Raw genomic sequence first — 23,634 nt, 5'->3', positions numbered from 1 at the left:
TGGCGCGTCAGGCCGACCGGCCATCCCTCCGACCGCAGAGGAATTCGCATGAGCAAGAAACCGAGCATCGTGCTGGTGCATGGCGCCTGGGGCGACGGTTCGCACTGGAGCAAGCTGATTCCGGTGCTGCATGCGAAGGGTTATCGCGTGAGCGCGGTGCAGAACCCGCTCACCTCGCTGGCCGACGATATCGAGCGCACCCGCCGCCTGGTCCAGATGCAGGAAGGGCCGGTGCTGCTGGTCGGCCATTCCTACGGCGGCGCGGTGATTTCAGGCGCGGGCAGCGCGCCGCAGGTGGTGGGATTGGTATATGTGGCGGCCTTTGCGCCCGACGAAGGCGAAGCGGTCGGCGCCCTGCTCGGCCGCGACGAACAGCCCGCCGGCGCCAAGGCGATCCGTCCCGACCCGCACGGCTTCCTGTGGCTGGATCGCAAGCTGTTCAAGGAAAGCTTCTGCCAGGATCTCGGCGACGACGCGGCCCTGATCATGGCCGCCGCGCAGAAGCCCACCGCCGTGCGCTGCTTCGAGGAGACGGCCGGCGCACCCGCCTGGAAGCAGCTGCCCAGCTGGTACCAGGTGTCGCTGGAAGACCACATGATTCCGCCGCAGACGCAGCAATGGATGGCGCAGCGCATCGGCGCGAAGAAGACCGTGGAACTGGCCTCCAGCCATGCCTCGCTGGCGGCGTATCCGCACGAGCTGGCGGCGCTGATCGAAGAGGCGGTCGAACAGCTCTAGCGCGGATCAGGCGCCGCTGGAGCCCAGCGCCACCACGTTGCGCGGCACCGCGTGCGGTTCGTGCGCGCCGCGCGCCTGCAGCCATTGCGCGCGCAGCTCGTCGTAGGAGGCGAGCTTGGCCTGCAGCCAGCGCTGCACCTTGGGGCCGAACAGGCTGTCCACCTTGCTTTGCGGCGCGTGCAGGCGGCCGTTGAGCGCGCGGCGCTTCCACGGTTCCTGATCGAGGTCGGCGATCACCTGGGTGCAGTTGTCGTCCAGCGACTGCGCGGGGTCGAGTTCGAGGAAGCGGCACAGCCGCTTCCATTCCTGCTGTGGCTGGGCGATCAGGTCTTCCAGGAACAGCAGGTAATGCCGCGGATGGCTCATATAGCTGCGGTGGATCTGCACCGCGCGATTCCAGCGCCGCGCCCAATGCACCGCGCCGCCGCCGAAGGCGTCGTCGCTGCCGTCGAACAGCAGGCTGGCGTCGATCAGCGAGGCGATCACTTCCGCGCCGGGGCGGATCACGTGCACGAAGCGCGCATCCGGCACCAGGCTTTCGATCTCCGGCAGATAGAGCAAGTGGTTCGGCGTCTTCTCCAGCCACATGCCGCGTTCCGCGGCGAGCGCGAGTTCGTCGAGCAGGCGGATAAAGCGGCGCTGCAAGGTATGCATGCGCAGCGACGGCCGCGGCAGCGCGTCGGGCGCCGCGGTGGTGATGCGCTGCAGGGAGAGGAACAGCTCGCGCTCGTGCTTGCGGGTGAAGCCCAGCCGCTGGCGCAGCCGCGGCGCGCGGTGCCTGGCATGTGCATCGCCCCAGCGCCAGGCCAGGTTGCCGTGCACGTGCGCGAAGAAACCGGTCTCCGGCAGCGAGAACACGGCGGGGTGCCGGGCCAGCATGGCCTGGACGACGGTGGTGCCGGAGCGGGGGCAGCCGACCACAAAGATTCGTTTCATCGCGAAGGCTTCCCCGGGGAACGCGTGGCCACGGACGTCATGGCCATGAGTAGCGACCAACGCAGGATTCCACGATGCGTTGACAGATGCCAGGTTCAAAAACCTGCGCCGCGCGGTTCGACAGCACGCACGATCCCCGCTACCGTGCCGGCGTTCTCCGGCCGGCCACGTTCATGTCCGTTTCTGCGCCCGGTGCGCGCGGCGCCATGCACCGCGTGGTGCTGGACACCAATGTCTGCCTCGACCTGTTCGTGTTCCGCGATCCCGCGGTGGCGCGCCTGGCGCGCGCGCTGGCGGACGGTGCGGTGGAAGCGGTGACCGATGCCGCCTGCCGCGAGGAATGGCGCCGCGTGCTGGCCTATCCGCGGCTGGCGCTGGATGAGGCGGCTCAGCAGGCGGCGCTGGACGAGCACGACCGCTGGATTCGTCTGGCCGCTGAAGCATCTAACGCAGTGCCAGGCATCCGCCTGCCGCGCTGCGCCGATCCGGACGATCAGAAATTCCTGGAGCTCGCGGTCGCCGCCGGCGCGGCCTGGCTGCTGAGCAAGGACAAGGAGGTGCTGCGCCTGGGCCGGCGCACCTTGCGCGACGGCCTGTTTGCGATCGCGACGCCGGCGGACTGGCTGCGCGCGCAGCCGGGCGAGGCTTGAGCTAAGGTCGCCGCCATGGAACCGGTACTGATCTATTGCCCTTACTGCGGCGAAGCGATCGAGATCTATGTCGACGACTCGGTCGAGGGGCAGACCTATGTGGAGGACTGCCAGGTCTGCTGCCGCCCGATCGTGCTCAGCGTGGCGCTGGACGAAGACGGCGCGCCGAGCGTGCGCGCGGCGCGCGAGGACGACGCTTAAGCCGCGATCGGCAGCGTCTCGATCACGCCCACGCCCATGTGGTCGAACTTGGCGCGCGTGGCCAGGTCGCTCTCCGGCGTGACCGGGCGGGTGAGATCCCACAGCACGTGGGATGTGAAACCGAGCGCGGCCGCGTCCTGCGCCGTCCACAGCACGCACACGTCGCGCGCCAGGCCGCATACGTAGACCTCGTCCACGCCGCGCCCGCGCAGCCAGTCGGCCAGTTCGGTGCTGGGGCGGGTGCCGTTGGGGCCGTAGTTCTCGCGGAAGCCGCTGTAGGAATCGACCCGGGGGTCGCAGCCCTTGCGCACCACCAGATCCAGCCTGGACCAATCGATGGCCGGATGCAGCGCGGCGCCGGGCGTGTCCTGCACGCAGTGCTCGGGCCACAAGGTCTGCGCGTGGCCGTACAGCGGGATGCGTTCGAACGGTGCGCGGCCGGGATGGCTGCTGGCGAAGGACACGTGCCCGCGCGGATGCCAGTCCTGCGTGGCGACCACATGGCGGAAGGCGCGGCTGTCCAGCAGGCGGCGGATGCCCGGCACGATGGCGTCGCCTTCGTGGCAGGCCAGGCTGCCGCCGGGCATGAAGTCCGGCTGCACGTCCACAACGATAAGGGCGGCGCGTTGGCTGATGGGGTATCGCATGGAGGTGTCGCGGGCAGGGTGTCTCGGTGGCTGAGTCTAGCCCTACCGCCGCGGCTTGAGGTGTGACGCGGTGGGCGTCGGGCCGACCGCTGAGGGCCGCCGACCGGCACTGCGTCACATCCGGAGGAAATCCCCGCCTTGCAGGCATAATGCGCAAACGGTTACGCGGGACAGCGGGATACAGATGCATTACGACCAATCGTGGATGGGCTACGGGATCGTCGGTGGCCTGGAGGCCGGCGCCATCTCGGCAGTGGTGGCTTTCCTGCTGTATGCGCTGTTCAACTGGATCGGCAACCGCAACGACTGGGCCCACGGCATGCGTACCGGCTGGTCCAGCATGCTGGCCCTGCTGCTGACCGCCAGCGGCGACCTGTGGGACATGGTGTATTTCAATTACGGCCGCGTGGAATCGATCCAGTTCCTCAAGGTGAAGCTGGCCGAAGTGCACGATTTCGACGGCGTCGGCACCCGCGTGTTCTTCGAATTCCTCGGCGTGGCGGCGGGCGTGTTCCTGTCGCGCCTGCTGTTCCGGCGCAGGCACGACGACAAGGACGCCTAAGCCCGCCGCTGGATCAGCCCCAGCACCTCGTTTTCCTGCGCCTGCATGGCGCCCTGCAGATGGTCGACGAACAGGCGGATGCGCGCCGGCAGGTAGTCGCGGCTGGGATAGATCGCATAGATATGCGCTTCCTGGATGGCGCAGTCGGTCAGCACCGGCACCAGCCGCCCGGCGCGCACGTCGGTGGCGATATCCCAGATCGATTTAAACGCCAGCCCATGGCCGGCGATGGCCAGCTCGCGCATCAGGTCGCCGCTGTCGGTGGTGAGCGCGGCGTCCAGCCGCAGCGGGCGCGGCCCCTCGGGCGTCTGCAGCATCCACGGCAGGATGCCGCGGCCGGGGCGGTGCAGCATCAGGCAGGCGTGGTGGGCCAGGTCGCCGGTGTCCGTGGGACGGCCGTGTTTCTCCAGGTAGGCCGGCGCCGCGCACACCACCCGGTAGTTGAGTGCGACGCGGCGCGAGATCAGCCGCGAATCGGCCATGGCGCCGCTGCGCACGGCCACGTCCACGCCGTGCTCGAACAGGTCGAGCATGGCGTCGGAGGCGCTGATGCGCATGCGCAGCTCCGGATGCAGCGCGGCGAACTGCGCCGCCAGCGGGCCGACGTATTGCCGGCCCAGGTCCAGCGCGGTGGACACGTGCAGCGCGCCGCGCACTTCCAGCTGACCCAGCCGCACGGCGGCGTTGGCGTCGTCCAGGTCGGCCAGGATGCCGACGCAGCGCTCGTAGTAGCAGTTGCCCTCGCCGGTGAGGGCCAGCCGGCGCGAGCTGCGCTGGAGCAGCCGCACGCCCAGCGCCTGTTCCAGCCGGGACAGCCGCTTGCTGGCCACGGCCGGCGACAGGTTCAGCTCGCGCCCGGCTGCGGACAGGCTGCCGGAGCCGACCGCGCGCACGAACAGGCGCATGTCCTCGAGTTCGACCATCTTCAATTTTCCGGAAAAGATGATTGCGCAGTTTCGGCAATTCCCGTCCGATCCGGCAAGTAGCACAGTGCTGCTTCCCTTTTCCCCAAGGCAGGCAGATGACTTCGCACGACCATTCCAGGGCCGCCCTGCTGGCTCTGTCGGTGGCGGCCTTCGCCATCGGCACCACCGAGTTCGTGATCATGGGCCTGCTGCCGGAGGTGGCGGCGGACCTCAAGGTGAGCATTCCTTCCGCCGGCCTGCTGGTGTCCGGCTATGCGCTGGGCGTGGCGGCCGGCGCGCCGCTGCTGGCCGCGCTGACCGCCCGCATGGAGCGCCGCAATGCCTTGCTGGCGCTGCTGGGCCTGTTCATCGCCGGCAATGCGCTGTGCGCGGTCGCGCCGAACTATGCGGTGCTGATGCTGGCGCGGGTGGTGGCGGCGTTCTGCCATGGCTCGTTCTTCGGCATCGGCGCGGTGGTGGCCTCGCACGTGGTGCCGCGCGGGCAGGGCGCCCGCGCCATCGCGCTGATGTTCGCCGGGCTGACCCTGGCCAATGTGCTGGGCGTGCCGTTCGGCACCTTCCTGGGGCAGTGGGCAGGCTGGCGCGCCACCTTCGGCGCGGTGACGGTGCTGGGCGTGGTCGCGGCGCTCGGCGTGTGGCGCCTGGTGCCGGCGCTGCCGGACCTGCATGCGCCGGACATGCGCCGCGAGATGGCCGTGCTGCGCCAGCCGCAGGTGCTGCTGGCGCTGGCCATGACGGTGCTGGGCTTCGGCGGCGTGTTCACCGTGTTCACCTATATCGCGCCGATCCTGCAGAGCCAGTCGCATATCGGCGTGGGCGCCACCGGCTGGGTGCTGGTGCTGTTCGGCGCGGGCACCACGCTGGGCAACCTGCTCGGCGGACGCCTGGCCGACTGGCGCCTGATGCCGTCGCTGGTGGCGATCCTGATCGCGCTGACGCTGATCCTGGTCGCGTTCACCTGGACCATGCACAGCTCCATGGCCGCCATCGCCACCGTGTTCGTGTGGGGCGTGGCCGCGTTCGCCACGGTGCCGCCGCTGCAGATGCGCGTGGTGCAGCAGGCGGTGGATGGGCCGCATCTGGCGTCCACCTTGAACATCGCGGCGTTCAACCTGGGCAATGCGATCGGTGCGTTTATCGGCGGCGCGGTGATCGACCGCGGCCCCGGTCTGCCGGCGCTTGGGTTTGCCGGCGCGGCCGTTACCGCGCTGGGCCTGCTGGTCACCGTGTGGAGCATGGCGCTGGAACGGCGCCGCGCCGCGTCGGCCGCCTGCGCGGTCCATGCCTGATTCTTTCGAAGGAACTCTCGTGAGCACACAGATCAAGACCGCCCTGGTGGTCGGGGCGCAAGGCGTCATCGGCCGCAATCTGATCGACCATCTGCGCACGCTGGACGACTGGCGCGTGATCGGCCTTTCGCGCCGCGGCGGCAGCTCGGACGAACGCGTGCGCCATATCGCGGTGGACCTGCTCGATGCCGCCGACACGCACGCCAAGCTCGCGCCGCTCGGCGACGTGACCCACGTGTTCTACGCCGCCTACCAGGACCGCCCCAGCTGGGCCGAACTGGTGCCGCCGAATGTGGCCATGCTGCGCCACGTGCTCGACGCGATCGAGCCGGTGGCGAACGGCCTGCAGCACGTGAGCCTGATGCAGGGCTACAAGGTCTACGGCGGCCACCTCGGCCCGTTCAAGACGCCGGCGCGCGAAACCGACGCGCACTTCATGCCGCCGGAATTCATGCACGACCAGCAGCGTTTGCTGGAAGCGCGGCAGCAGGGCAAGGCCTGGAGCTGGACGGCGATCCGTCCGTCGGTGGTCGGCGGCTTTGCGCTGGGCAATCCGATGAATCTGGCGCTGGCCATCGCGGTGTATGCGTCGATGTCGAAGGAGCTGGGCATTCCGCTGCGTTTTCCCGGCAAGCCCGGCGCCTACGACCGCCTGCTGGAAATGACCGATGCCGGCCTGCTTGCGCGCGCCACCGTGTGGGCCGCCACCGATGCGCGCTGCGCCAACCAGGCCTTCAACATCAACAACGGCGACCTGTTCCGCTGGAACGAGATGTGGCCGTTCATCGCCAGGTATTTCGAACTGGAAACCGCACCGCCGCTGCCCCTGTCGCTGGACAGCGTGATGGCCGGCAAGGAGCCGCTGTGGCGGCAGATGCAGGCGCGGCATGCACTGGAGCCGCATGCGTATGCCGACGTATCGTCGTGGCGTTTCGCCGACTTCGTGTTCTCCTGGGACTACGACATGTTCGGCGATGGCTCCAAGGCGCGCCGGTTCGGTTTCCACGAGTACGTGGATACGCGCGCCATGTTCGCCGCCTTGTTCGACGATTTCCGCCGGCGCAGGATCATCCCTTGAACCGGCCATCCCCTTACTTGATTCCGGAGTCGCCATGAAAGCCGTCGCCTACCGCCGTTCGCTGCCCATCACCGATGCCGAAAGCCTGCTCGACGTCACCCTGCCGGAACCCCGGCCCGGCGGCCGCGACCTGCTGGTGCGGGTGGAGGCGGTGTCGGTGAATCCGGTGGATACCAAGATCCGCCAGCGCGTCGATCCGCAGGGCGCCGACAAGGTGCTGGGCTGGGATGCGGCCGGCACGGTGGTGGCGGTGGGCGGCGAGGTCACGCTGTTCAAGCCCGGTGACCAGGTCTATTACGCCGGCGCCATCGACCGCCCCGGCAGCAATGCCGAGCTGCAGGTGGTGGACGAACGCATCGCCGGCCGCAAGCCCGGCACGCTGGACATGCTGCAGGCCGCGGCGCTGCCGCTCACCACCATCACCGCATGGGAGCTGCTGTTCGACCGCTTCGCCATCGCGCGCGGCAACGCGGCGCATACCGGCGCGGTGCTGATCGTGGGCGCGGCCGGCGGCGTGGGTTCGATGGCGGTGCAGCTGGCGCGGCGTCTGACCAACCTCACGGTGATCGGCACCGCGTCGCGCCCGGAAACGCAGGACTGGGTACGCGAGCTCGGCGCGCATCACGTGGTCGACCATCGCGGCGACCTCAAGGCGCAGGTACTGGCGGTGGCGCCGCAGGGCGTCGACTACGTGCTGAGCCTGACGCATACCGAGCAGCACTATCCGGTGCTGGTGGAGCTGCTCAAGCCGCAGGGCAAGTTCGGCCTGATCGACGATCCGGACGGCGTGCTCGACATCGGCCTGCTCAAGCGCCGCAGCCTGTCGCTGCATTGGGAGTTCATGTTCACCCGGCCGCTGTTCCAGACCGAGGACATGAAGGCGCAGCATCAGCTGCTCAATGAAGTGGCGGATCTGGTCGACGCGGGGGTGTTGCGCACGACTTTGCGCGAGCACGTCGGTTCGATCGATGCGGCGAATCTGCGGCGCGCGCACGAGCGGCTGGAGAGTGGCAGCGCGATCGGCAAATTGGTGTTGGGCGGTTGGGGTTCGTAAACCTCACGCTCGCTCGTCATTCCGGCCTGCGCCGGAATGACGGGCTTTCTACTTGCCCAGCAACCGATCCGCCATCTGCCTTGCCTGCTGCCGGATCTCCGGCATCGCCGTCGATTCCCAGAACGTGCCGCGCAACAGGCTACCCATCGCATAAAGATGCGGCCAGGCCTCGCCGTCGTGGCACAGGCGGCCTTCCGTGGTGGCGGCGCAGCCCAGGCCCAGCGGGTCGGGCGTGATGTGGCCATTGGTCGCCAGCTGGCTTACCAGCGGGTGGCCGGTGCGGCGCACGTCGGTGTTGAGGCCGATGGTCTGGATCACCAGGTCGGTATCCAGCGCCTGCGGCGTGCTGCTGCCGGTGGGCGTAATGCTCAGGTGCAGATGGTCGCCTTCCACGTCCGCCGCATGCAGGCGCGCGCGTTCGCGGCGGAAGCGGCCGGCCTGTTCCAGCGCCTGCATCTGCGCCATCACCTGCGGCGCCATGCGGTGGCGCGCGCGTTCCCAGGCCCAGCGCGCGTGGCGCAGGAAGCGGGCGCGCTCCTCCTGCGGCAGGGCTTGCCACAGCGCAGGGGTGTGCGGACGCATGCTGTCGATCACCACGCGCCAGTCCTCGCTGTGCGCGATGGCGTCGCGCAGCAGGCGCATCCACGAGCGCAGATCCGGCGCGGCCTGCATCGCTTCGATCAGGTCGGCGCCGTCGTCGCTGGGCGCGCTGGCCGAGGCCAGGTGCGCTTCCGGCAGCAGGCCGTGGCGCGAGATCGCGGTGAAGCTCGCATTCGGCCACAGCGCGGCCAGCTCCAGCACCACGTCGACGGCGGTGAGGCCCAGGCCGACCAGCACCACCTTGCGCGGCGCCGGATCCGGCTGCGCCTGGGCGAGAAAGGACCACGGATTGACCACATAGCGCCCGCTGGCGATGGCCGCGTCGCTCACGCCGCTCAGCGGCTGCGGCGGCAGGCCGCCCAGCGCAAGCACCGCCGCGTCGACATGCGTGGTTTCCTCGCCCTGCAGGATGGTGACGCCGTCGTGTTCCGGCACCAGGCCGTCGACCTTGAACGGAATCACGCGCACGTCATGGCCGAGCGCCTTGGCGCGTTCCAGCGCGTGTTCGACTTCGGCTTCGAGATAATCGCCATAGAGCCGGCGCGGCAGGAAATCGGTGCCGGCGATGCTGTGGTCGCCGCGCTGGGCGAAATCCAGAAAGCCGCGCGGCTTGCTGGCGAACATGCTCATGGAAGCCGCGCGCACGTTGAGCAGATGCCGCTCTGAGCGCGTGCCGTAGGCCACGCCGCGTCCGGGCGCATCGCCGCCGGTGAACCAGTCCAGGTGCAGGGACTGCGCCGGCTGGCGGTCCAGCAGCTCGCTCAGCAGCGTCGCCGCCGCCGCGCCGCCGCCGATGATGGCGACCCGTCGATACATGCCACTCCTTTGTTGGTGGATACCGGCTGCGGAAAGGCCGAAGCGCTCAGGCGCTCAGCCGGCCGGTGATCGCGGCGCGTTGCGGCCGGGCGAGCCACTGGTCGCCCTCGGCGCTGCGCTCATACGCGAGGTACTTTGCCAGATCGCCGCCGTAGACGTGAAGCGTGAGCGCCGTGTCGTGCCGCGAAAGATTGCGGCAGCGGTGCGCATAGCCGGCATCGGCGTCGAACCAGGTGGCGTCGCCGGGGCCGAGCCAGTCCTGGCCCTTGAGGCTCAGCTCGCCGCTGGCCGCGTCGCGCGACCAGGCCTGTACTTCCAGTGCGCCGTGCACGGCCATTTCCAGGCCCCACAGGCCGTCGTGGTCGTGCACGGGCGTGGCGTGATTGGCCGGCCACGCCATCACCAGGATGCTGACGCCCGGCTTGCCGCGCGTGGCCAGCAGCCAGCGCTCGAAACCGCGCTCGCGCGTGCGCAGTTCCTTCAATCCTTCGTTGAGTGCCGCACCGTCGCGATGGACCACGCGGCCCAGTTCGCGCGCCATGGCGGCGAGGTCGGGATGCTTGCCGACGCCGAGGTCGAAAGCGATATCACGCAACGCCTTGAGGGTGTGCATGGAATGCTTCATGCGATGGAGCTCGGTTGGAACCGGGCGGCAGTGGACCATGCGCACCGTTAAGGACCTGTAACACGCACGCCCCGGTTGCCCTGTGACTTCCGGGGCACATGACTTCCGTGCCATGCATCGCAGGAAGCCGCGGGCGCATGCTGTCTGCGTGGCCGGATGGATGAGCGCCACCAGGAGGAAACCTCATGTTCGTGCTAAGCGTGATCGTGATGGCGGTGCTGGCGCTGTGGCTGGTCGGCGCGCTGGTCGGCGTGGTGTTCAAGTTCACCTTCGCCATCGTGGGCGGCGTGTTCAGTGCGCTGGGCGCCTTGCTCGGGGTGGTGATCGCCGGCGTGGTGCTGGTGGCGATGGCGCCGATCGTCTTGCTGGCGCTGCTGCCGGCCTTGCTGCCGGCGCTGATGATCGCCGGGCTGGTGTGGCTGGTGGTGCGCGCGACGCGCCCCGCGCCTGCCGCTCCCGCCATCGACAAACCGGTGCAGCCATAAAGTTGCCGTGAGGGGCCGGCCGGTCGCCTTTGCGAACGGAACGGCCGGCCCCTTGTTTCACGCCGGGCTTTTGCCGCGACTCACAGCTCGCGCAGTTCGAAGCTCACCGGCACCCGCGCCCATGCGGGCACCGCATGCCCTTGCGCCGTGGCCGGCTGGAAGCGCCAGTTGGCCAGCACCTGTTCGCGCGCGCTCTTGTCGAGCAGGTCGGAGCCGCTGGATTTCTCGATCGTCACCTGCGTGGGCTTGCCTTCGGCGTCGACCAGCACGCGCAGCATCACGGTGCCGTGCAGCTTGCGGCGGATCGCCACCGACGGGAAGGTGAGCGGCGCGCTGCGGTAGGCGAGCGTCGCTTCGATCGGCGCGGGATCCGCGACCGGCGCGGTGTTGACGGCCGGCTCGATGGTCGGCACCACCGGCGGCGCGGCGATATTGCCGTCGACGGTGGGCGTGACGGCCGGTGGCTGCGGTGCCTTGGGCAAGGTGCGCGGCACGGCCGGCGGCGTCTTCGGCAATGCCTTCAGTTCGATCTGCGGCGGAGCGGGTGGCTCCGGTTGGGGCGTGATCCAGGTCACCACGATCTCGGGCGTCTTCTTGACCGCCTCGACGATCTGCGGCGCCATCGGCCGCATCACGGCCAGCAGGGCGGCGAGATTGAGCGCGATCGCCGCGCTGAGAGCGGCAATGCGGACCTTGTCGGGATGAGCGTGCGACGGACGATAAGCGACAGCCAGGCTTGCGGACGGCATGAGCGACCTCCTGACGAATGCGATGTGTTGGACGCGCCAGTCGCACGCTGCGTGGGGACGCAGAGGGATCGTGCCTGAGCGCGCGTTCAGACTATGCGGGTCAGAAGCGGATGTGCAAGTAGTGTGTAGAGAGGCCGGACGGGAGTACGCTCCGGGCGATTCCTCCCGCTGAACCCCTTCCCGGATTTTTTCAGTGCGCCACCAGCATGGGCAGGTCGCCATGCATGAACAGGTGGCGGGTGGTGCCGCCCAGCACCATCTGGGCCAGGCGCGAGCGGCTCCAGGCGCCCATCACCAGTAGATCCGCCCGGTGCGCGTGGGCCGCGTCCAGGATCAGCGTGCCGGCGGCGTGGGTGGGGCCGGCGTCCAGGGTCTGGATGCGGGCGCGGATGCCATGGCGTTCCAGCCAGTCGGCCAGGCCCGGCGGGGGTAGCACCGCGATCGAATCGGCATACATCTCGCTGCCGTCCAGCAGCAGCACTTCGTCGGCCTTCTGCAGCAGCGGCGCCGCCGCGGCCAGGGCCAGGGCGGATTCGCGGCTGCCGTTCCAGGCCACCAGGGCGCGCGCGCCGAGGGTGTCGCCGATCTGGGCGATGTCCGGCACCACCAGCACCGGGCGGTCGCTGCCGAACACGCAGCGCGAGACGGTGCCGAAGCCCACCGGCGCGTCGCTGCGCTGCTGGCTGCGTTCCATCACCAGGAAGTCGTAGCCGGCGGCGGCCTGGCAGACGGTCTGCACCGTGTCGCCCTGGGCCACGCGCCACTGGCCGCTCAGGCCGCGGGAGGCGAGCAGCTGCTGCCACTGCGTGCCGTGTTCTTCCGCCTCGACGCAGCGGCGGCGGGTTTCCTCCAGCTGGACCGGCACGGCCTCCGGCAGGCTGAAGGCGGCGGCCGGCAGGTCGGCCACGTAGAGCCCGTCCAGCCGCGCGCCCAATCTGGCCGCCAGGGCCACGGCCGCGCGCGGGCCGGGAGTGTGCAGATCGGTTTCCTGGAGGTACAGCAGCAGATCGGTGCTAGGCATGAAGCCACTCCTTCGCCAGTCCGTCCCCAGCTTACCCCGCGGGTGCCGGCGCGGATGGACGCCGGACAAAAAAAGGCCCCGCACAGTGGGCGGGGCTCAATGAGCCGGGCATCGGGGGAGAGAGGGGGAGATGCCCGGACGACGAAGAGTGCGCCCGGGCGGCTTTGCATCCTGTTCAATAGGCGTGAATATGCCATTCACGGCCGTTCATGCACGGGGCCACACAATCGCGTGTCCCGGACAGGCGCCGGGTGGGGCAAATAAGAAAAAGCTTCGAGGAGAAGGTCATGGGGAAAACCTGGCTGGGCTGTGCCGTGCTGTCGGCCGCCCTCTTTGCGGCGCTGCCGGCGCCTGCCCATGCGGCCGACGTGTCCTGCCGGATGGACTTCCAGGTCTCCGGCTGGTCGGTCTTCTACCAGACGGCTTCCGGCAGCGGCACGGTCCATTGCGACAACGGCCAGAGCATGGCGGTGCGCATCCGGGTCAAGGGCGGCGGCCTTACCTTCGGCAAGACCAAGATCACCCACGGCGTGGGCAAGTTCACCGGCGTCGACGGCATCGGCCAGATCAAGGGGCATTACGCCAATGCCCAGGTCCATGCCGGCGCGGAAAAATCCGCCGCGGCCCAGGTGCTGACCAAGGGCAATGTCTCGCTGGCGCTCAGCGGCACCGGCGAGGGCTGGAACATCGGCGTCGCCTTCGGCGCCTTCATCATCGAATAGCGCCCGTTTCCCTTCGCCGCGCCCACCGTGCGCGGCAGTATGCAAGCCCCGGCCGCGCGGGTAAGGTGGGCGGGAGCGCCAGCCGGCGCATCCCCGCTTTCGAGGAAGTCCCCATGTCGGTTTCGTCCAGCGCCGCCCCGCGCTATGCCTTCGGCGACGAACTTGCCAGCAGCGTGCTGCATGGCATCGGCATCCTGCTCAGCATCGCCGGACTCGCCACCCTGGTCGCCTATGCCGCCATGCTGGGCGATGCCCGCGCGGTGGTGGCCAGCGCGGTGTTCGGCAGCACGCTGATCCTGTGCTACACGGCCTCCACGCTGTACCACGCCATTCCCGGCGAACTGCCCAAGCGCGTGCTGCGCACGCTCGACCATATCGCCATCTTCCTGCTGATCGCCGGCACCTATACGCCGTTCACCCTGATCGCCCTGCCGGGCGCGTGGGGCTGGAGCCTGTTCGGTGCGATCTGGGCGCTGGCCATCGCCGGCAGCGCGCTGGAGCTGGGCCTGCTCAAGCGCTCGCGCAAGCTCGCCGTGCTGCTGTACGTGGCCATGGGCTGGGTCGGCATGATCGCGTTCAAGCCGCTGAGCGCGCACCTGGAAAGCGGCGGCATGGCGCTGCTGATCGCCGGCGGCGTGGCGTATACCGCCGGCGTGCCGTTCTACCTGGCGCGGCGCATGCCGTATCACCACACGGTGTGGCATTTCTTCGTGCTTGCCGGCAGCGTGCTGCATTACCTGGCGGTGCTGCTGTACGTGATTCCCGACCAGGCCGCGTGAGCGCCGCCCGCCAGGAGCTGGAAGACGCCGCCACGCATCTGGGCCTGGCCCACGAGCTGCGCTTCAAGCCGATGTTCGGCGGCCTGTTCGCCTACTTCGCCGAGCGGCCCTGCGCGTGGATCGACGCCGCGGGGCTGGCGCTGAAAGTCGCGCCGGAACAGCAGGCCGAACTGCTGAAGATCGAAGGCGTCACCCGCTTCGTCCACGCCGAAGGCGCCCAGCCGAGCCGGCACTACCTGCGGCTTCCGCCCGCGCTTACCCGCGACACGCCCGTGTTCGCCGCCTGGCTGGAACGCAGCCTGCGCGCGCCGCAAAAAAAGCCGGCGCGCAAGCGCCGGCCTTGAGGCGAAGCGTACCGCCCATGCGGGCGGCCGGCTTCAACGCTTCTTGTTGTACTGCGGAATGAACTGCGCACGCACCGCTTCGGCCAGCTGTTCCGGCGGCAGCAGGCCCTGGCCGATCACGAAGTCGTTGAAGGCCTTGCGGTCGAAGCGCGAACCCAGCGCCAGTTCGGTTTCCAGGCGCAGCTGCTGCAGGCGCATGTAGCCGTAGAAATACGCCGTGGCCTGGCCGGGGCTGTTGAAGGTGTAGCGGTCCAGCTCCTGCCGCGCCATGGCTTCCGACAGGCCCACCTCGTGGGTGAGCACGTCGTGCGCGCGCTCGCGCGTGATCAGTCCCAGGTTGAGCATCGGGTCCAGGTAGGCGCGCGCCGCACGCAGCATGCGCGCCTGCAGCGCGGCGAGCTGGCCGGCCGGCGGCTCGTACGGCAGCGTTTCGGCTTCCGCATACAGCGCCCAGCCTTCCACGTTCACGCTGTTGAAGGCGAACAGGCTGCGCGCCAGCGACACGCCGCGCTCCACCATCGCGGCGAACTGCAGCTCGTGTCCGGGACGGCCTTCGTGCGCGGTCAGCGTCCAGGCGGCGGCCTTGTAGGTGAAGTCGTCGTAGGAGTCGGAACTGCCCGACTTCGACGAAGGATTACCCATGGTCAGCACGAAGGTGCCCTGTTCGCCCTTGTTGTTGATGAAGGGCGGCGGATCCATATGCGGCGCCGGCACCGCCGCGGCTTCCGCCTCGGACGCCATGCGGATGGCCATCTTGCGGTCGGGCAGGGTGACGATGCGCTCGCGGCGGATGATCTCCTCGATCTTGCCGATCACCTCGTGGTACCAGGGCATCACCTGGTCCTTGGTCAGCTGCTGCTTCTTAAGCGCCTTCATCACGTCGCGGTAGTCGGTGGCCTGGATGTTCTCGGCCTTGGCCACCACCGGCGCCATCATCTGCATGGCCTGGCGCAGTTCGACGAATTCCAGCTCGGCCTGCTTGATCAGTTCCTGCGGCGGGATATCGATGCCGACCTGCTTGAGGTTGTAGGCGTACAGCGGTTCCGGCAGGCGGAAGTCGGCGCGCGTGCGCGGCAGCACGGTGCTGCGGATCCAGGCGTCGTAGTCCTTCAGCTGGCTGTCCAGCGCATCGAGCGCCGCCTTGCCGTCGGGCGTATCCAGCTTGTACTTGGCGAACAGCTGGCGGATGCCGTCGGCATAGCGCTGGGTATTGGCCAGCTTCTGTTCGACCTCGCCCTTGTACGGGCCGAGCAGCGACTTGTTGTCCAGCCGCTCGGTGGTGCGCGCCTTGGCCAGCGTGGCGATCGGCTCGCAGCCCGGCGCCTTGCCGACGTAGCACTGCAGGCGGTTGAGCGCGAGCGCGCGGCGCTTGGGATCGACGTCGTCCTTCAGCAGCACGAACTCGCCGTTGAAAATGAGCTGCGCCACGTCCTGCACCGGCAGCATGTACTGGCGGTTGAGGTCGATGCCCTCGATCTGCTCGTCCACCGACTTGAGCATGATCTGCAGGTCCTGCCGCACATTGGCGTCCTTCTCGGCCACCAGCAGCTTCTGCAGCTTGCCCTTCACCTCGACCATGGCCGCGCGCGTGCGCTCGTCGATGCCGGGCTTGAGGTCGGTGACTTTGTCGTCGTAGCCCGGGATGCCGATCTGCGAGGCGGACTCGGGCGAGAAGCGCGCGGTCGCGTCGAGCAGCACCTTGGCGTCGGCATTGCTGCGCTCGATCCATTCGGGCGACTTGGCTTGCGCGTGGGCGGCACCGGCCGCCGCCAGCGCGGCGGCGATCACGAAGGCGAGAGGTCTGGACATGGAAGGATTCCCTGTAAGGTCTGGCCAGCCTAGGCGGCCGGCGGGTTGCGCGCCTGTGCCGAACGGCGGGGCGCCAGGCCGATCAGCCGATCAGCCGATCAGCATGGCGAAGCCGAACAGCCCGATCATCAACAGCGAAATCACCAGTTTCACCAGGGTGCCGAACAACAGCCCCAGCCAGGTGCCCACGCCCACATGCGCCGAGCGCAGCACGCTGTTGCCCGAGGCCAGCTCCCCCGCCAGCGCGCCGAGGAACGGCCCCAGCAGCAGCCCGGGGATGCCGAAGAACATGCCGACCACCGTGCCCAGCGAAGCCCCCCACAGCGCCGTCTTGCTCGCCCCGACCCGCTTGGCTCCCAGCACGCCGGCCATGAAATCCACCAGTACGCCGAACGCGCCGAGCGCGCCGATCACCAGCAGCCAGCCGGTGCCCACGCGCTGGTATTCGTTCACCGCCGCAGCCAGCCAGATGCCGCCGAAGATCATGGGGATGCCCGGCAGCGCCGGCAGGATGTTGCCGACGACGCCGCCGATCATGAGCAGGGCGGCCAGCACGTAGAGGGCGATATCCATACAGCTCCCGGCGCGTGACGGTGGAGGATCGGCCACAATAGGCCGCATTGCGCATGGCGGGCGAGTGTACCCCGCCGCCGCTCGCGGGAAGCCACGTGGACAGCACCGACGACACCCATCTGCTCAAGGCCGACGAACTGGGCCGCATCGAACTCACGCGCCGCGATGGCGTGCGCGTGATCCGCCGCGATATCGGCGCGGCCCGCTGGTGGGCGCGCGCGTTCGCGCGCCGCGCCGCGGCCCGCGAAGCGCGCGCGCTGGCCAAGCTCGCTGGCGTGGACGGCGTGCCGGCACTGCTGGGCTGGAACGGCAGGGAATTGCTGCGCGGCTATATCGCCGGCGCGCCGATGCAGCAGGCGCAACCGCGCGACCGCGCTTACTACCGCGATGCGCTGCGCCTGCTGGCGCTCCTGCACCGCCGCGGCATCGTGCACAACGACCTGGCCAAGGAACCGAACTGGCTGGTGCGCGAGGACGGCAGCCCGGCGCTGGTGGATTTCCAGATCGCCTGGACCCGCGGCCGCCGCGGCGCGCTGTTCCGCCTGCTGGCGCGCGAGGACCTGCGCCATCTGCTCAAGCACAAGCGCACGTATTGCGCCGACGCGCTGAGCGCGCGCCAGCGCGCCATCCTGGCCACGCCGGCGCCGCATGCGCGGCTATGGCGCGCCACCTTCAAGCGGCTGTACAAGCTGGTGGCGCGGCGGATCTTCGGCTACTGGGACAACGAGGGGCAGGGGCGCATCCGCCAATGACGGCGCGCCCGCCGCATCACTTCTCGACGAAGGCGCGTTCCACCACGTAGTCGCCCGGCTCGCGCGTGCGCGGCGAGGCGTGGAAGCCGCGGCCGTCGAGCAGGGCGCAGGCGTCTTCCAGCATCGACGGGCTGCCGCACAGCATGACGCGGTCGGTGTCGGGGTTGAGCGGCGGCAGGCCGATGGTCTGGCTCATCAGGCCGTCGGCGATGGCGTCGGTGATGCGGCCGCGGTTGCGGAACGGTTCGCGCGTGACGCTGGGGTAATAGATCAGCTTCTCGCGCACCAGTTCGCCCAGGTATTCGTGCGCGGGCAGCTCGCGTTCGAGGTAGTCCGAATAGGCCAGGTCGTTGACGTGGCGCACGCCGTGGGCGAGCACGATCTTGTCGAAGCGCTCGTAGGTGTCCGGATCGCGGATGACGCTGAGGAACGGCGCCAGGCCCGTGCCGGTGCCCAGCAGATAAAGATGCCGGCCCGGCTTCAGGTCGTTCAGCACCAGGGTACCGGTGGGCTTGCGGCTCACCGTCACCGGGTCGCCGGGCTTCAGGTGCTGCAGGCGCGAGGTCAGCGGCCCGTTCGGCACCTTGATGCTGAAGAACTCCAGGTGTTCTTCCCAGTGCGCGCTGGCGATCGAATACGCGCGCATCAGCGGACGGCCCTCCGTTTCCAGGCCGATCATCACGAATTGTCCGCTGTCGAAGCGGAAGCCGGGATCGCGCGTCGTGCGGAAGCTGAAGAGGGTGTCGTTCCAGTGGTGCACGTCGATCACGTGCTCGGTTGCCAATGCGACCATGGGGTTACCGTTGATCTTAAGAAGATTCGTATAAGAACTGCGCGGCGGACGCGCCGCGCGCCGCCGGAGCATGAACTCGTCAGCGTGAACTCGTCAGCGTGGACTCGTTGGGGTGGCGAGGGCTGCCTGACGAGCACTGCCGGACGGCAGTCGATGCCGCTCATTATGCCATCTGGCGGCTGAAAGCGCCGAAGCCGCGTCCGGAGCGGAGATCCGGCGCCCCCCGCAAGCCCGGCCGCGACAGACCAGGAAAATTCTAAATCTCGGCGTAATCGGAGAAATCCGAGGCGGATTCGATACATTTTCGGACAAATGGGCCTCAGTCGCGGATGCCCATACACGGTCCGTTGGGGTTGAATGAAGACTTCGCATAGCCGCTCGCGGCAGTCCGCGAAAAGCAGGGGACGGCCACGCTCGTTCCACCCCGGCAGTACCGTCCGGCGCCATTCGTTTTCTCTTACGGAAAACACCGCGGGTATCGCGGTTCGAGGCCGCTCTGGACGCGCTCCCGGAGGCACCGACGCATGGCTTGGGGATCGGCGTACAGACGAGGACAGCGTGATGATTCGAGTCATCGTGGCGGACGACCACCCGGTGGTGGTGATCGGCGTCAAGACGGTGCTGGAGCGGCATGGCGACATCAAGGTGGTCGGCGAAGCCTGCAACGGCAGCGAATTGATCGACCGGCTCGACCGGCTGCCCTGCGATGTGATCATCACGGACTTCTCCATGCCCGGCGACGCCCCCGACGAACTCTCCGGCGAGGGCGGCAGCGAACCGCGCCATGCCGACGGCCTGCCGCTGATCACCTTGCTGGCCACGCGCTACCCGCAGATCCCGGTGATCGTGCTGACCATGCTCAACAACGTGGCCGTGCTGCGCGCGATCCGCGAGAAGGGCATGAAGGGCCTGGCCTACAAGAAATCGTTCGCCACCGACTTGCCGAATGCGGTGCGCGCGGTGAAGCGGGGCGATACCTATGTCAGTCCCAGCCTGCGCGAGCGCTTCCATCAGCGGGAACATTCTCCGGAAACCATCGCAAAGGAACTTTCTCCCTGCGAGATGGAAGTGCTGCGCCTGTACGGCCTGGCCCAGCTCACCGTGACGCAGATCGCCGAACGCCTGCATCGCAGCATCAAGACGGTGAGCGCGCAGAAGCGCAGCGGCATGAAGAAGCTGGGGATTCTTCACGACAGCGCGATCGGCGAGTACCTGGAGAAGCTCGGCTTTCGCTGATGCGTCATCGGGTTCGGATTTTTCCGTGTCGTTTTCAGAACACGCTGATTTATTCGCTGCGAAAGGCCTGATTACGGCAACCGTTCCGGCCGTGCATGCTGCCCGGCCCATCCGTGCGGAACGTTGCACGGTGGCGATTCGGCGGCAGATGCCGGGACAAGCGCCCCGCCATCGTTATTCATAGGAAGGTCTTTGCATGGCTTGGCTGCGCTGGTGGCTGTTCGCGATGATGCTGTGCGCCGTACGTTGCGCCGCGGCCGAAGGCGTGGTGCTGACGACGGAAGAGGAGCGCTGGCTCACCGAGCACCCGGTGATCGTGGTGGGCAGCTACCAGGAAGGCTTCGCGCCGTTCGAGAGCGTGGTCGAGGGCCGCGTGCAGGGCATGGCTCCGGACTACCTGGCCCGGCTGGCCGACATGCTCGGCGTGCGCGTCGCCTATCGCGTGTATCCGGACTGGCCGTCCCTGCTGAAAGCGGCGCAGGCCGGCTCGGTCGATCTGCTGATGAATATCTCGCCGACCGCCGAACGCGCCGCGCACCTGCAGTTCAGCCAGCCGTACTTCGAGGACTTTCCCGCCCTGGTCACGCGCATCGGCAACGAGCGCGTGAAGGACATGGCCGGCCTGCGCGACACCACCCTGGTCAGCCTGGCCCAGGACGCCACCGCCGACACCGCGCGCGCCTATATCCCCGGGGTGAAGCTGGTGCACGCGGACAGCACGCGCGATGCGCTGCGCATGGTGGCGGACGGGCGCGCCGAGGGCTATATCGAGAACCCCTACGCCGAACGGCTGGCGATCGATGCGGCCGGCCTGCACCACCAGCTGCGCGTCGGCCCGCTGGTGGCGCTGCCGATCTCCGCGCTGTGCCTGGCCGCGCCGCACGACCGCGTGGCGCTGATCGGCGCGCTGGACAAGGCGCTGGCCCTGCTCACCAACGAGGACCACGCGCGCCTGCGCGCGCCCTGGCTCAACGGCGACATGCGCCACCCGCGCAGCGACGATGCCGCGGTGCCGCTCAGCGAGGACGAGCGCGCCTGGCTGCGCCAGCTGCCGCCGCTGCGCGTGACCATGGACCCGACCTCGCCGCCGTTCACCCTGCTGGACCGCAACGGCCAGCCCGCCGGCATCTCCAGCGACTACCTGCGCGAGATCGCGCGGGCGCTGGATCTGCGGCTCACCTACGTGCCGGCGCGCAACTGGGGCGAGGTGATCCGCGGCATGGCCGAGAGCAAGGTGGACCTGATCCCCGCGGTGTCGCCGGTCAGTCCGGAGCAGTCCCAGCTGATGGACTTCTCGGTGGGCTATCTGGATTACCCGGTGATGATCATCACCCGCACCGAGGCCAACCCCATCACCGGCCCCTACGACATGGCCGGCTGGACCGTCGCCGCCAACCTGTCGCGGCAGGACATCAAGGCCATGACCGGGCGGATGCGCGGGGTGAAGGTGATCGGCGTGGCCAGCACCGAGGAAGGCCTGGCCAAGGTGATCGACGGTTCCGCCAACGCCTTCGTGGGCGATATCGCCAATGCCGACTTCGTGATCCGCGAGCGCTTTCCCGGGCGGCTGAAGATCAATGCGCCCACCGAGGACCACGTGGTGCTGGCGATGGGCGTGGCCAAGCGCTACGCGCCGCTGGTGCCGCTGATCAACCGCGTGCTGATGAACATCCCGGAGCGCAGGCAGCAGTCCATCCGCAATACCTGGCTGGCCGCGCATTACACCTTCGGCGGCAGCTGGAAGGAGATCGCGCACAAGACCCTGCCGGTGATCGCGATCGTGCTGCTGTTCCTGCTGACGGTGTCCTACGCCTATTTCCGGCTGCGCCGCGAGACCAGCAAGCGCCGGCGCACGGAGGAACAGCTCACCGACGTCACCCGCCATCTGCCGGCGGTGGTCTACAAGTTCCGCTACACGCGCGAGGAAGGCGTGCGCTTCCTGTTCGTGGGCGGCAATCCGGAGCCGATGTTCGGCATCGGCGCGCAGGTGTTCATCGACGGCAAGCGCGGCGCGCTGTCGGCTATCGTCGAGGAGGACCGCGCGCCGCTGCTGGCCGAGGTGGAACGCGCCGCCAGCAGCATGATGCCGTTCCAGGCGGTGGTGCGCGTGCGGGCCTGGGGCGGCCTGCGCTGGGTATCCACCAGCGCGACGCCGCGGCTGGTCGAGGGCGTGGTCCATTTCAGCGGCTGCTGGGTCGACACCACCGAGCAGCACCTGCAGGCCGAGCAGCTGGCCCGCGCCAAGGAGCAGGCCGAGACCGCGACCCAGGCCAAGACCGAATTCCTCGCCACCATGAGCCATGAGATCCGCACGCCGATGAGCGGCGTGATCGGCATGCTGGAACTGCTCGGCCACACGCCGCTCAACGAGGAGCAGCGCCGCATGCTGGGCACGGTGGAGGCGTCGGCGGCGGCGCTGCTGCAGATCCTCGACGACGTGCTCGACTTCTCCAAGATGGAAGCCGGCCGCCTCAGCATCGAATACGTGCCGGTGGACGTGCGCGACCTGATCGACAGCACCGTGAGCGTGCTGTCGGCGCAGGCCCATCGCAAGGGGCTGGCGCTGGCGGTGGATATCGACGAGCGCCTGGCCGGGGAGGTCAGCGCGGAGAACGTGCGGCTGCGCCAGATCGTGCTCAACCTGGTCAGCAACGCCATCAAGTTCACCATGCTCGGCGCGGTGCGCGTCTACGTGAAGGTGCTGGAGGACAACGGCAGCAGCCAGCAGGTGCGCCTCAGCGTGGTCGATACCGGCATCGGCATGTCGCCCGACCAGGTGTACCGCCTGTTCCAGCCGTTCACGCAGGCGGAGTCGTCGACCACGCGCCGCTATGGCGGCACCGGCCTGGGTCTGTACATCTGCCGCCGGCTGGTGGAGCTGATGGGCGGCACCATCGCGGTGGAGAGCGAAGTGAACCTGGGCACCGGCATGCACGTGGAGCTGAACATGCCGATCCACCGGCGCGAACTCTCGCATCACGCGCTGCGCGGACGCACGGTGCGCATCGAGGTGGCGGATCCGGCCGTGTGGATCGCCCTGCGGCGCTATGTGCTGGCGCTGGGCATGACGGTCGAGCAGGACGGCGATGCGGCGCGCGGCCGGCATGGCCGCGACCACCCGGACCTGCTCTTCGTCGACGAACAGTTCGGAGCCAGCCGCCCCGCCGCGGCCGGCGCCTGCATCGCGGTCACCGCCATTCCCGATCCGCACGGCTATACCAGCAGCGCCGCGGGCGTCACCGTGACCAGCAATCCGCTGAAGTGGTCCACCTTCGCCATCGCCTGCCAGCGCGCGCTGGGCCTGAGCGTGGGCGAGAGCGAGCGCGAGGCGCTGCGCGGCGCCTCCGCCGGCACCGAGGGCCGCGTGCTGGTGGCCGAGGACAACCCCATCAACCAGGCGCTGATCGCCGCCCAGCTGGACAAGCTCGGCTACGCCTGCGACGTGGTGGCCAACGGCAAGCAGGCGCTCGACGCCCTGGAAGAGCGCAGCTACGACCTGCTCATTACCGACTGCCACATGCCGCTGATGGACGGCTACGAGCTGGCCCGCGCCGTGCGCCGCCGCGAGAACCACAGCGGCCGCCACCTGCTGGTGCTGGCGATGACCGCGAACGCCATGCCTGGCGAACTGGAACGCTGCACCAGCGCCGGCATGGACGACTTCCTGCCCAAGCCCGTACGCATGCCCGAACTGCGCGCCAAGCTGGAGCGCCTGTTCGGCGCGGACACGGCGGCGGTACGGCCGGTGTTCGAGGTGGACCTGGGCATGCTGCGCGAGAGCTTCGGCGACGACCACGTGATCCAGTCCCTGGTGACCGACTTCGTACGCACGACGCGCGTGGACCTGCTGACGCTGGATGTGCTGGTGGACCAGCGCCGGCCGCTGGATGTGGCGCATTGGGTGCACCGGTTGCTGGGTGGGTTGCAGTTGTTCGGGAGTAATCCGTTGACGGAGGAGGGGCAGGCCCTGGAGCAGGCGCTGAAGTCGCAGGATCGCTATGAGGTGATGGCGGATGCGTTGGCGTTTCGGAGGAGGGTCGAGGGGTACCTCGACAGGTTGGAGGTGGTTGCGCGGGCGCTGTGAGCCTTGCTCGTCATTCCGGCGTGGGCCGGGGTCCAGTTTCTGTGTCGCCTGGTTTTTGCGTTACCGCGATCTGGCCGCTTATGCAGCGGGCATTTCGGACGCCTGCCGGCGCCCGAGTCACTTTCTCTTTGCTGGGGCGGTTTCAACCGATCGATGCAACAACTT

Annotated in this window: 24 protein-coding genes; 14 read left to right on the top strand and 10 right to left on the bottom strand. The window is 68.7% G+C overall.

Annotated elements, in window-relative coordinates; all coding sequences use genetic code 11:
* Nucleotides 1-48 precede the first annotated feature (48 nt).
* Complete coding sequence (locus FHW84_RS22405) at nt 49-738, top strand: alpha/beta hydrolase (RefSeq protein WP_167258611.1); 690 nt, start codon at nt 49-51, stop codon at nt 736-738.
* 6 nt (nt 739-744) lie between these two features.
* Here FHW84_RS22405 and FHW84_RS22400 read toward each other — a convergent pair whose 3' ends face one another.
* Nucleotides 745-1,674 (bottom strand): sulfotransferase, encoded by a 930-nt coding sequence (locus FHW84_RS22400; RefSeq protein ID WP_167258609.1) that lies wholly within the window; start codon nt 1,672-1,674, stop codon nt 745-747.
* Nucleotides 1,675-1,847: 173 nt separating this feature from the next.
* Here FHW84_RS22400 and FHW84_RS22395 point away from each other — a divergent pair, with 173 nt between their 5' ends.
* A complete protein-coding gene (locus tag FHW84_RS22395; protein WP_167258607.1) occupies nt 1,848-2,324 on the top strand; it encodes a putative toxin-antitoxin system toxin component, PIN family in 477 nt (158 codons plus the stop codon).
* 15 nt (nt 2,325-2,339) lie between these two features.
* Nucleotides 2,340-2,525, top strand: a complete 186-nt coding sequence (locus tag FHW84_RS22390) for a CPXCG motif-containing cysteine-rich protein (protein WP_167258605.1) — start codon at nt 2,340-2,342, stop codon at nt 2,523-2,525.
* Here the strand turns inward: FHW84_RS22390 and pncA are convergent.
* The gene (gene pncA, locus FHW84_RS22385; RefSeq protein ID WP_167258603.1) at nt 2,522-3,172 is read right to left on the bottom strand and encodes a bifunctional nicotinamidase/pyrazinamidase; all 651 of its coding nucleotides are present in this window, start codon (nt 3,170-3,172) and stop codon (nt 2,522-2,524) included. The genes FHW84_RS22390 and pncA overlap by 4 nt on opposite strands.
* Before the next feature lie 184 nt (nt 3,173-3,356).
* On the opposite strand from pncA, the gene FHW84_RS22380 reads away from it, so the two are divergent.
* Nucleotides 3,357-3,734, top strand: coding sequence for a hypothetical protein (locus FHW84_RS22380; RefSeq protein ID WP_167258601.1), 378 nt, complete (start codon nt 3,357-3,359; stop codon nt 3,732-3,734).
* Here the strand turns inward: FHW84_RS22380 and FHW84_RS22375 are convergent.
* Entirely contained in the window at nt 3,731-4,657 is a 927-nt protein-coding gene (locus FHW84_RS22375) for a LysR family transcriptional regulator (protein ID WP_167258599.1), read from the bottom strand. The two genes, FHW84_RS22380 and FHW84_RS22375, sit on opposite strands and share 4 nt — an antisense overlap.
* 98 nt (nt 4,658-4,755) lie before the next feature.
* On the opposite strand from FHW84_RS22375, the gene FHW84_RS22370 reads away from it, so the two are divergent.
* The 3 genes from FHW84_RS22370 to FHW84_RS22360 are packed head-to-tail and all read left to right on the top strand — an operon-like array spanning nt 4,756 to nt 8,081.
* Nucleotides 4,756-5,949 (top strand): MFS transporter, encoded by a 1,194-nt coding sequence (locus FHW84_RS22370; RefSeq protein ID WP_167258597.1) that lies wholly within the window; start codon nt 4,756-4,758, stop codon nt 5,947-5,949.
* A 19-nt stretch (nt 5,950-5,968) separates the two neighbouring features.
* The gene (locus tag FHW84_RS22365) at nt 5,969-7,027 is read left to right on the top strand and encodes an SDR family oxidoreductase (RefSeq protein ID WP_343203640.1); all 1,059 of its coding nucleotides are present in this window, start codon (nt 5,969-5,971) and stop codon (nt 7,025-7,027) included.
* Nucleotides 7,028-7,061: 34 nt separating this feature from the next.
* On the top strand, nt 7,062-8,081 hold the full coding sequence (locus FHW84_RS22360; RefSeq protein WP_167258593.1) for a zinc-binding alcohol dehydrogenase family protein: 1,020 nt from the start codon (nt 7,062-7,064) through the stop codon (nt 8,079-8,081).
* Between the two features lie 48 nt (nt 8,082-8,129).
* Here the strand turns inward: FHW84_RS22360 and FHW84_RS22355 are convergent, their stop codons facing one another.
* Nucleotides 8,130-9,497 (bottom strand): FAD/NAD(P)-binding protein, encoded by a 1,368-nt coding sequence (locus FHW84_RS22355; RefSeq protein WP_167258591.1) that lies wholly within the window; start codon nt 9,495-9,497, stop codon nt 8,130-8,132.
* Nucleotides 9,498-9,543: 46 nt separating this feature from the next.
* A complete protein-coding gene (locus FHW84_RS22350; protein ID WP_243868253.1) occupies nt 9,544-10,110 on the bottom strand; it encodes a cysteine dioxygenase family protein in 567 nt (188 codons plus the stop codon).
* Nucleotides 10,111-10,307: 197 nt separating this feature from the next.
* Here FHW84_RS22350 and FHW84_RS22345 point away from each other — a divergent pair, with 197 nt between their 5' ends.
* The gene (locus tag FHW84_RS22345) at nt 10,308-10,607 is read left to right on the top strand and encodes a hypothetical protein (protein WP_167258589.1); all 300 of its coding nucleotides are present in this window, start codon (nt 10,308-10,310) and stop codon (nt 10,605-10,607) included.
* Nucleotides 10,608-10,687: 80 nt separating this feature from the next.
* Here the strand turns inward: FHW84_RS22345 and FHW84_RS22340 are convergent, their stop codons facing one another.
* Nucleotides 10,688-11,356, bottom strand: a complete 669-nt coding sequence (locus FHW84_RS22340; RefSeq protein ID WP_167258587.1) for an energy transducer TonB — start codon at nt 11,354-11,356, stop codon at nt 10,688-10,690.
* Nucleotides 11,357-11,546: 190 nt separating this feature from the next.
* On the bottom strand, nt 11,547-12,377 hold the full coding sequence (locus FHW84_RS22335) for a universal stress protein (protein WP_167258585.1): 831 nt from the start codon (nt 12,375-12,377) through the stop codon (nt 11,547-11,549).
* A gap of 287 nt (nt 12,378-12,664) precedes the next feature.
* Between FHW84_RS22335 and FHW84_RS22330 the strand changes: the two genes are divergently transcribed.
* The 3 genes from FHW84_RS22330 to FHW84_RS22320 all read left to right on the top strand — a co-directional run bounded on the left by FHW84_RS22330 (nt 12,665) and on the right by FHW84_RS22320 (nt 14,222).
* Nucleotides 12,665-13,099: a hypothetical protein gene (locus tag FHW84_RS22330; protein ID WP_167258583.1), complete on the top strand. Its 435-nt coding sequence runs from the start codon at nt 12,665-12,667 to the stop codon at nt 13,097-13,099.
* A 113-nt stretch (nt 13,100-13,212) separates the two neighbouring features.
* A complete protein-coding gene (locus FHW84_RS22325; protein ID WP_167258581.1) occupies nt 13,213-13,878 on the top strand; it encodes a hemolysin III family protein in 666 nt (221 codons plus the stop codon).
* A complete protein-coding gene (locus FHW84_RS22320; RefSeq protein WP_343203639.1) occupies nt 13,875-14,222 on the top strand; it encodes a TfoX/Sxy family protein in 348 nt (115 codons plus the stop codon). Before FHW84_RS22325 ends, FHW84_RS22320 begins: the two co-directional genes overlap by 4 nt.
* 33 nt (nt 14,223-14,255) lie before the next feature.
* Here the strand turns inward: FHW84_RS22320 and FHW84_RS22315 are convergent, their stop codons facing one another.
* Together FHW84_RS22315 and FHW84_RS22310 are read right to left on the bottom strand one after the other, a co-directional pair.
* Nucleotides 14,256-16,031 (bottom strand): DUF885 domain-containing protein, encoded by a 1,776-nt coding sequence (locus FHW84_RS22315; protein WP_167258579.1) that lies wholly within the window; start codon nt 16,029-16,031, stop codon nt 14,256-14,258.
* Between the two features lie 90 nt (nt 16,032-16,121).
* Nucleotides 16,122-16,604, bottom strand: coding sequence for a DUF456 family protein (locus FHW84_RS22310; protein ID WP_167258577.1), 483 nt, complete (start codon nt 16,602-16,604; stop codon nt 16,122-16,124).
* Nucleotides 16,605-16,699: 95 nt separating this feature from the next.
* Here FHW84_RS22310 and FHW84_RS22305 point away from each other — a divergent pair, with 95 nt between their 5' ends.
* Nucleotides 16,700-17,356: an RIO1 family regulatory kinase/ATPase gene (locus FHW84_RS22305; RefSeq protein ID WP_343203638.1), complete on the top strand. Its 657-nt coding sequence runs from the start codon at nt 16,700-16,702 to the stop codon at nt 17,354-17,356.
* Between the two features lie 16 nt (nt 17,357-17,372).
* Here FHW84_RS22305 and FHW84_RS22300 read toward each other — a convergent pair whose 3' ends face one another.
* Nucleotides 17,373-18,149, bottom strand: coding sequence for a ferredoxin--NADP reductase (locus FHW84_RS22300; RefSeq protein ID WP_167258573.1), 777 nt, complete (start codon nt 18,147-18,149; stop codon nt 17,373-17,375).
* A 561-nt stretch (nt 18,150-18,710) separates the two neighbouring features.
* On the opposite strand from FHW84_RS22300, the gene FHW84_RS22295 reads away from it, so the two are divergent.
* Both FHW84_RS22295 and FHW84_RS22290 read left to right on the top strand, forming a co-directional pair.
* A complete protein-coding gene (locus tag FHW84_RS22295; protein ID WP_167258571.1) occupies nt 18,711-19,385 on the top strand; it encodes a response regulator in 675 nt (224 codons plus the stop codon).
* A gap of 196 nt (nt 19,386-19,581) precedes the next feature.
* Nucleotides 19,582-23,469, top strand: a complete 3,888-nt coding sequence (locus FHW84_RS22290; RefSeq protein ID WP_167258569.1) for a transporter substrate-binding domain-containing protein — start codon at nt 19,582-19,584, stop codon at nt 23,467-23,469.
* Nucleotides 23,470-23,634 lie beyond the last annotated feature (165 nt).

Source organism: Dyella sp. SG562, assembly GCF_011759495.1.
GTDB lineage: Bacteria > Pseudomonadota > Gammaproteobacteria > Xanthomonadales > Rhodanobacteraceae > Dyella_D > Dyella_D marensis.
Note: the sequence above shows the minus strand (reverse complement) of the source record. Positions and strands in the feature narration are given on the sequence as shown.

Excerpts from the sequence above, each read along its gene's own strand:
- FHW84_RS22405 (WP_167258611.1), top strand. The coding sequence starts at position 49 with ATGAGCAAGAAACCGAGCATCGTGCTGGTGCATGGCGCCTGGGGCGAC.
- FHW84_RS22400 (WP_167258609.1), bottom strand. The coding sequence starts at position 1,674 with ATGAAACGAATCTTTGTGGTCGGCTGCCCCCGCTCCGGCACCACCGTC.
- FHW84_RS22395 (WP_167258607.1), top strand. The coding sequence starts at position 1,848 with ATGTCCGTTTCTGCGCCCGGTGCGCGCGGCGCCATGCACCGCGTGGTG.
- FHW84_RS22390 (WP_167258605.1), top strand. The coding sequence starts at position 2,340 with ATGGAACCGGTACTGATCTATTGCCCTTACTGCGGCGAAGCGATCGAG.
- pncA (WP_167258603.1), bottom strand. The coding sequence starts at position 3,172 with ATGCGATACCCCATCAGCCAACGCGCCGCCCTTATCGTTGTGGACGTG.
- FHW84_RS22380 (WP_167258601.1), top strand. The coding sequence starts at position 3,357 with ATGCATTACGACCAATCGTGGATGGGCTACGGGATCGTCGGTGGCCTG.
- FHW84_RS22375 (WP_167258599.1), bottom strand. The coding sequence starts at position 4,657 with ATGGTCGAACTCGAGGACATGCGCCTGTTCGTGCGCGCGGTCGGCTCC.
- FHW84_RS22370 (WP_167258597.1), top strand. The coding sequence starts at position 4,756 with ATGACTTCGCACGACCATTCCAGGGCCGCCCTGCTGGCTCTGTCGGTG.
- FHW84_RS22360 (WP_167258593.1), top strand. The coding sequence starts at position 7,062 with ATGAAAGCCGTCGCCTACCGCCGTTCGCTGCCCATCACCGATGCCGAA.
- FHW84_RS22355 (WP_167258591.1), bottom strand. The coding sequence starts at position 9,497 with ATGTATCGACGGGTCGCCATCATCGGCGGCGGCGCGGCGGCGGCGACG.
- FHW84_RS22350 (WP_243868253.1), bottom strand. The coding sequence starts at position 10,110 with ATGCACACCCTCAAGGCGTTGCGTGATATCGCTTTCGACCTCGGCGTC.
- FHW84_RS22345 (WP_167258589.1), top strand. The coding sequence starts at position 10,308 with ATGTTCGTGCTAAGCGTGATCGTGATGGCGGTGCTGGCGCTGTGGCTG.
- FHW84_RS22340 (WP_167258587.1), bottom strand. The coding sequence starts at position 11,356 with ATGCCGTCCGCAAGCCTGGCTGTCGCTTATCGTCCGTCGCACGCTCAT.
- FHW84_RS22335 (WP_167258585.1), bottom strand. The coding sequence starts at position 12,377 with ATGCCTAGCACCGATCTGCTGCTGTACCTCCAGGAAACCGATCTGCAC.
- FHW84_RS22330 (WP_167258583.1), top strand. The coding sequence starts at position 12,665 with ATGGGGAAAACCTGGCTGGGCTGTGCCGTGCTGTCGGCCGCCCTCTTT.
- FHW84_RS22325 (WP_167258581.1), top strand. The coding sequence starts at position 13,213 with ATGTCGGTTTCGTCCAGCGCCGCCCCGCGCTATGCCTTCGGCGACGAA.
- FHW84_RS22315 (WP_167258579.1), bottom strand. The coding sequence starts at position 16,031 with ATGTCCAGACCTCTCGCCTTCGTGATCGCCGCCGCGCTGGCGGCGGCC.
- FHW84_RS22310 (WP_167258577.1), bottom strand. The coding sequence starts at position 16,604 with ATGGATATCGCCCTCTACGTGCTGGCCGCCCTGCTCATGATCGGCGGC.
- FHW84_RS22300 (WP_167258573.1), bottom strand. The coding sequence starts at position 18,149 with ATGGTCGCATTGGCAACCGAGCACGTGATCGACGTGCACCACTGGAAC.
- FHW84_RS22295 (WP_167258571.1), top strand. The coding sequence starts at position 18,711 with ATGATTCGAGTCATCGTGGCGGACGACCACCCGGTGGTGGTGATCGGC.
- FHW84_RS22290 (WP_167258569.1), top strand. The coding sequence starts at position 19,582 with ATGGCTTGGCTGCGCTGGTGGCTGTTCGCGATGATGCTGTGCGCCGTA.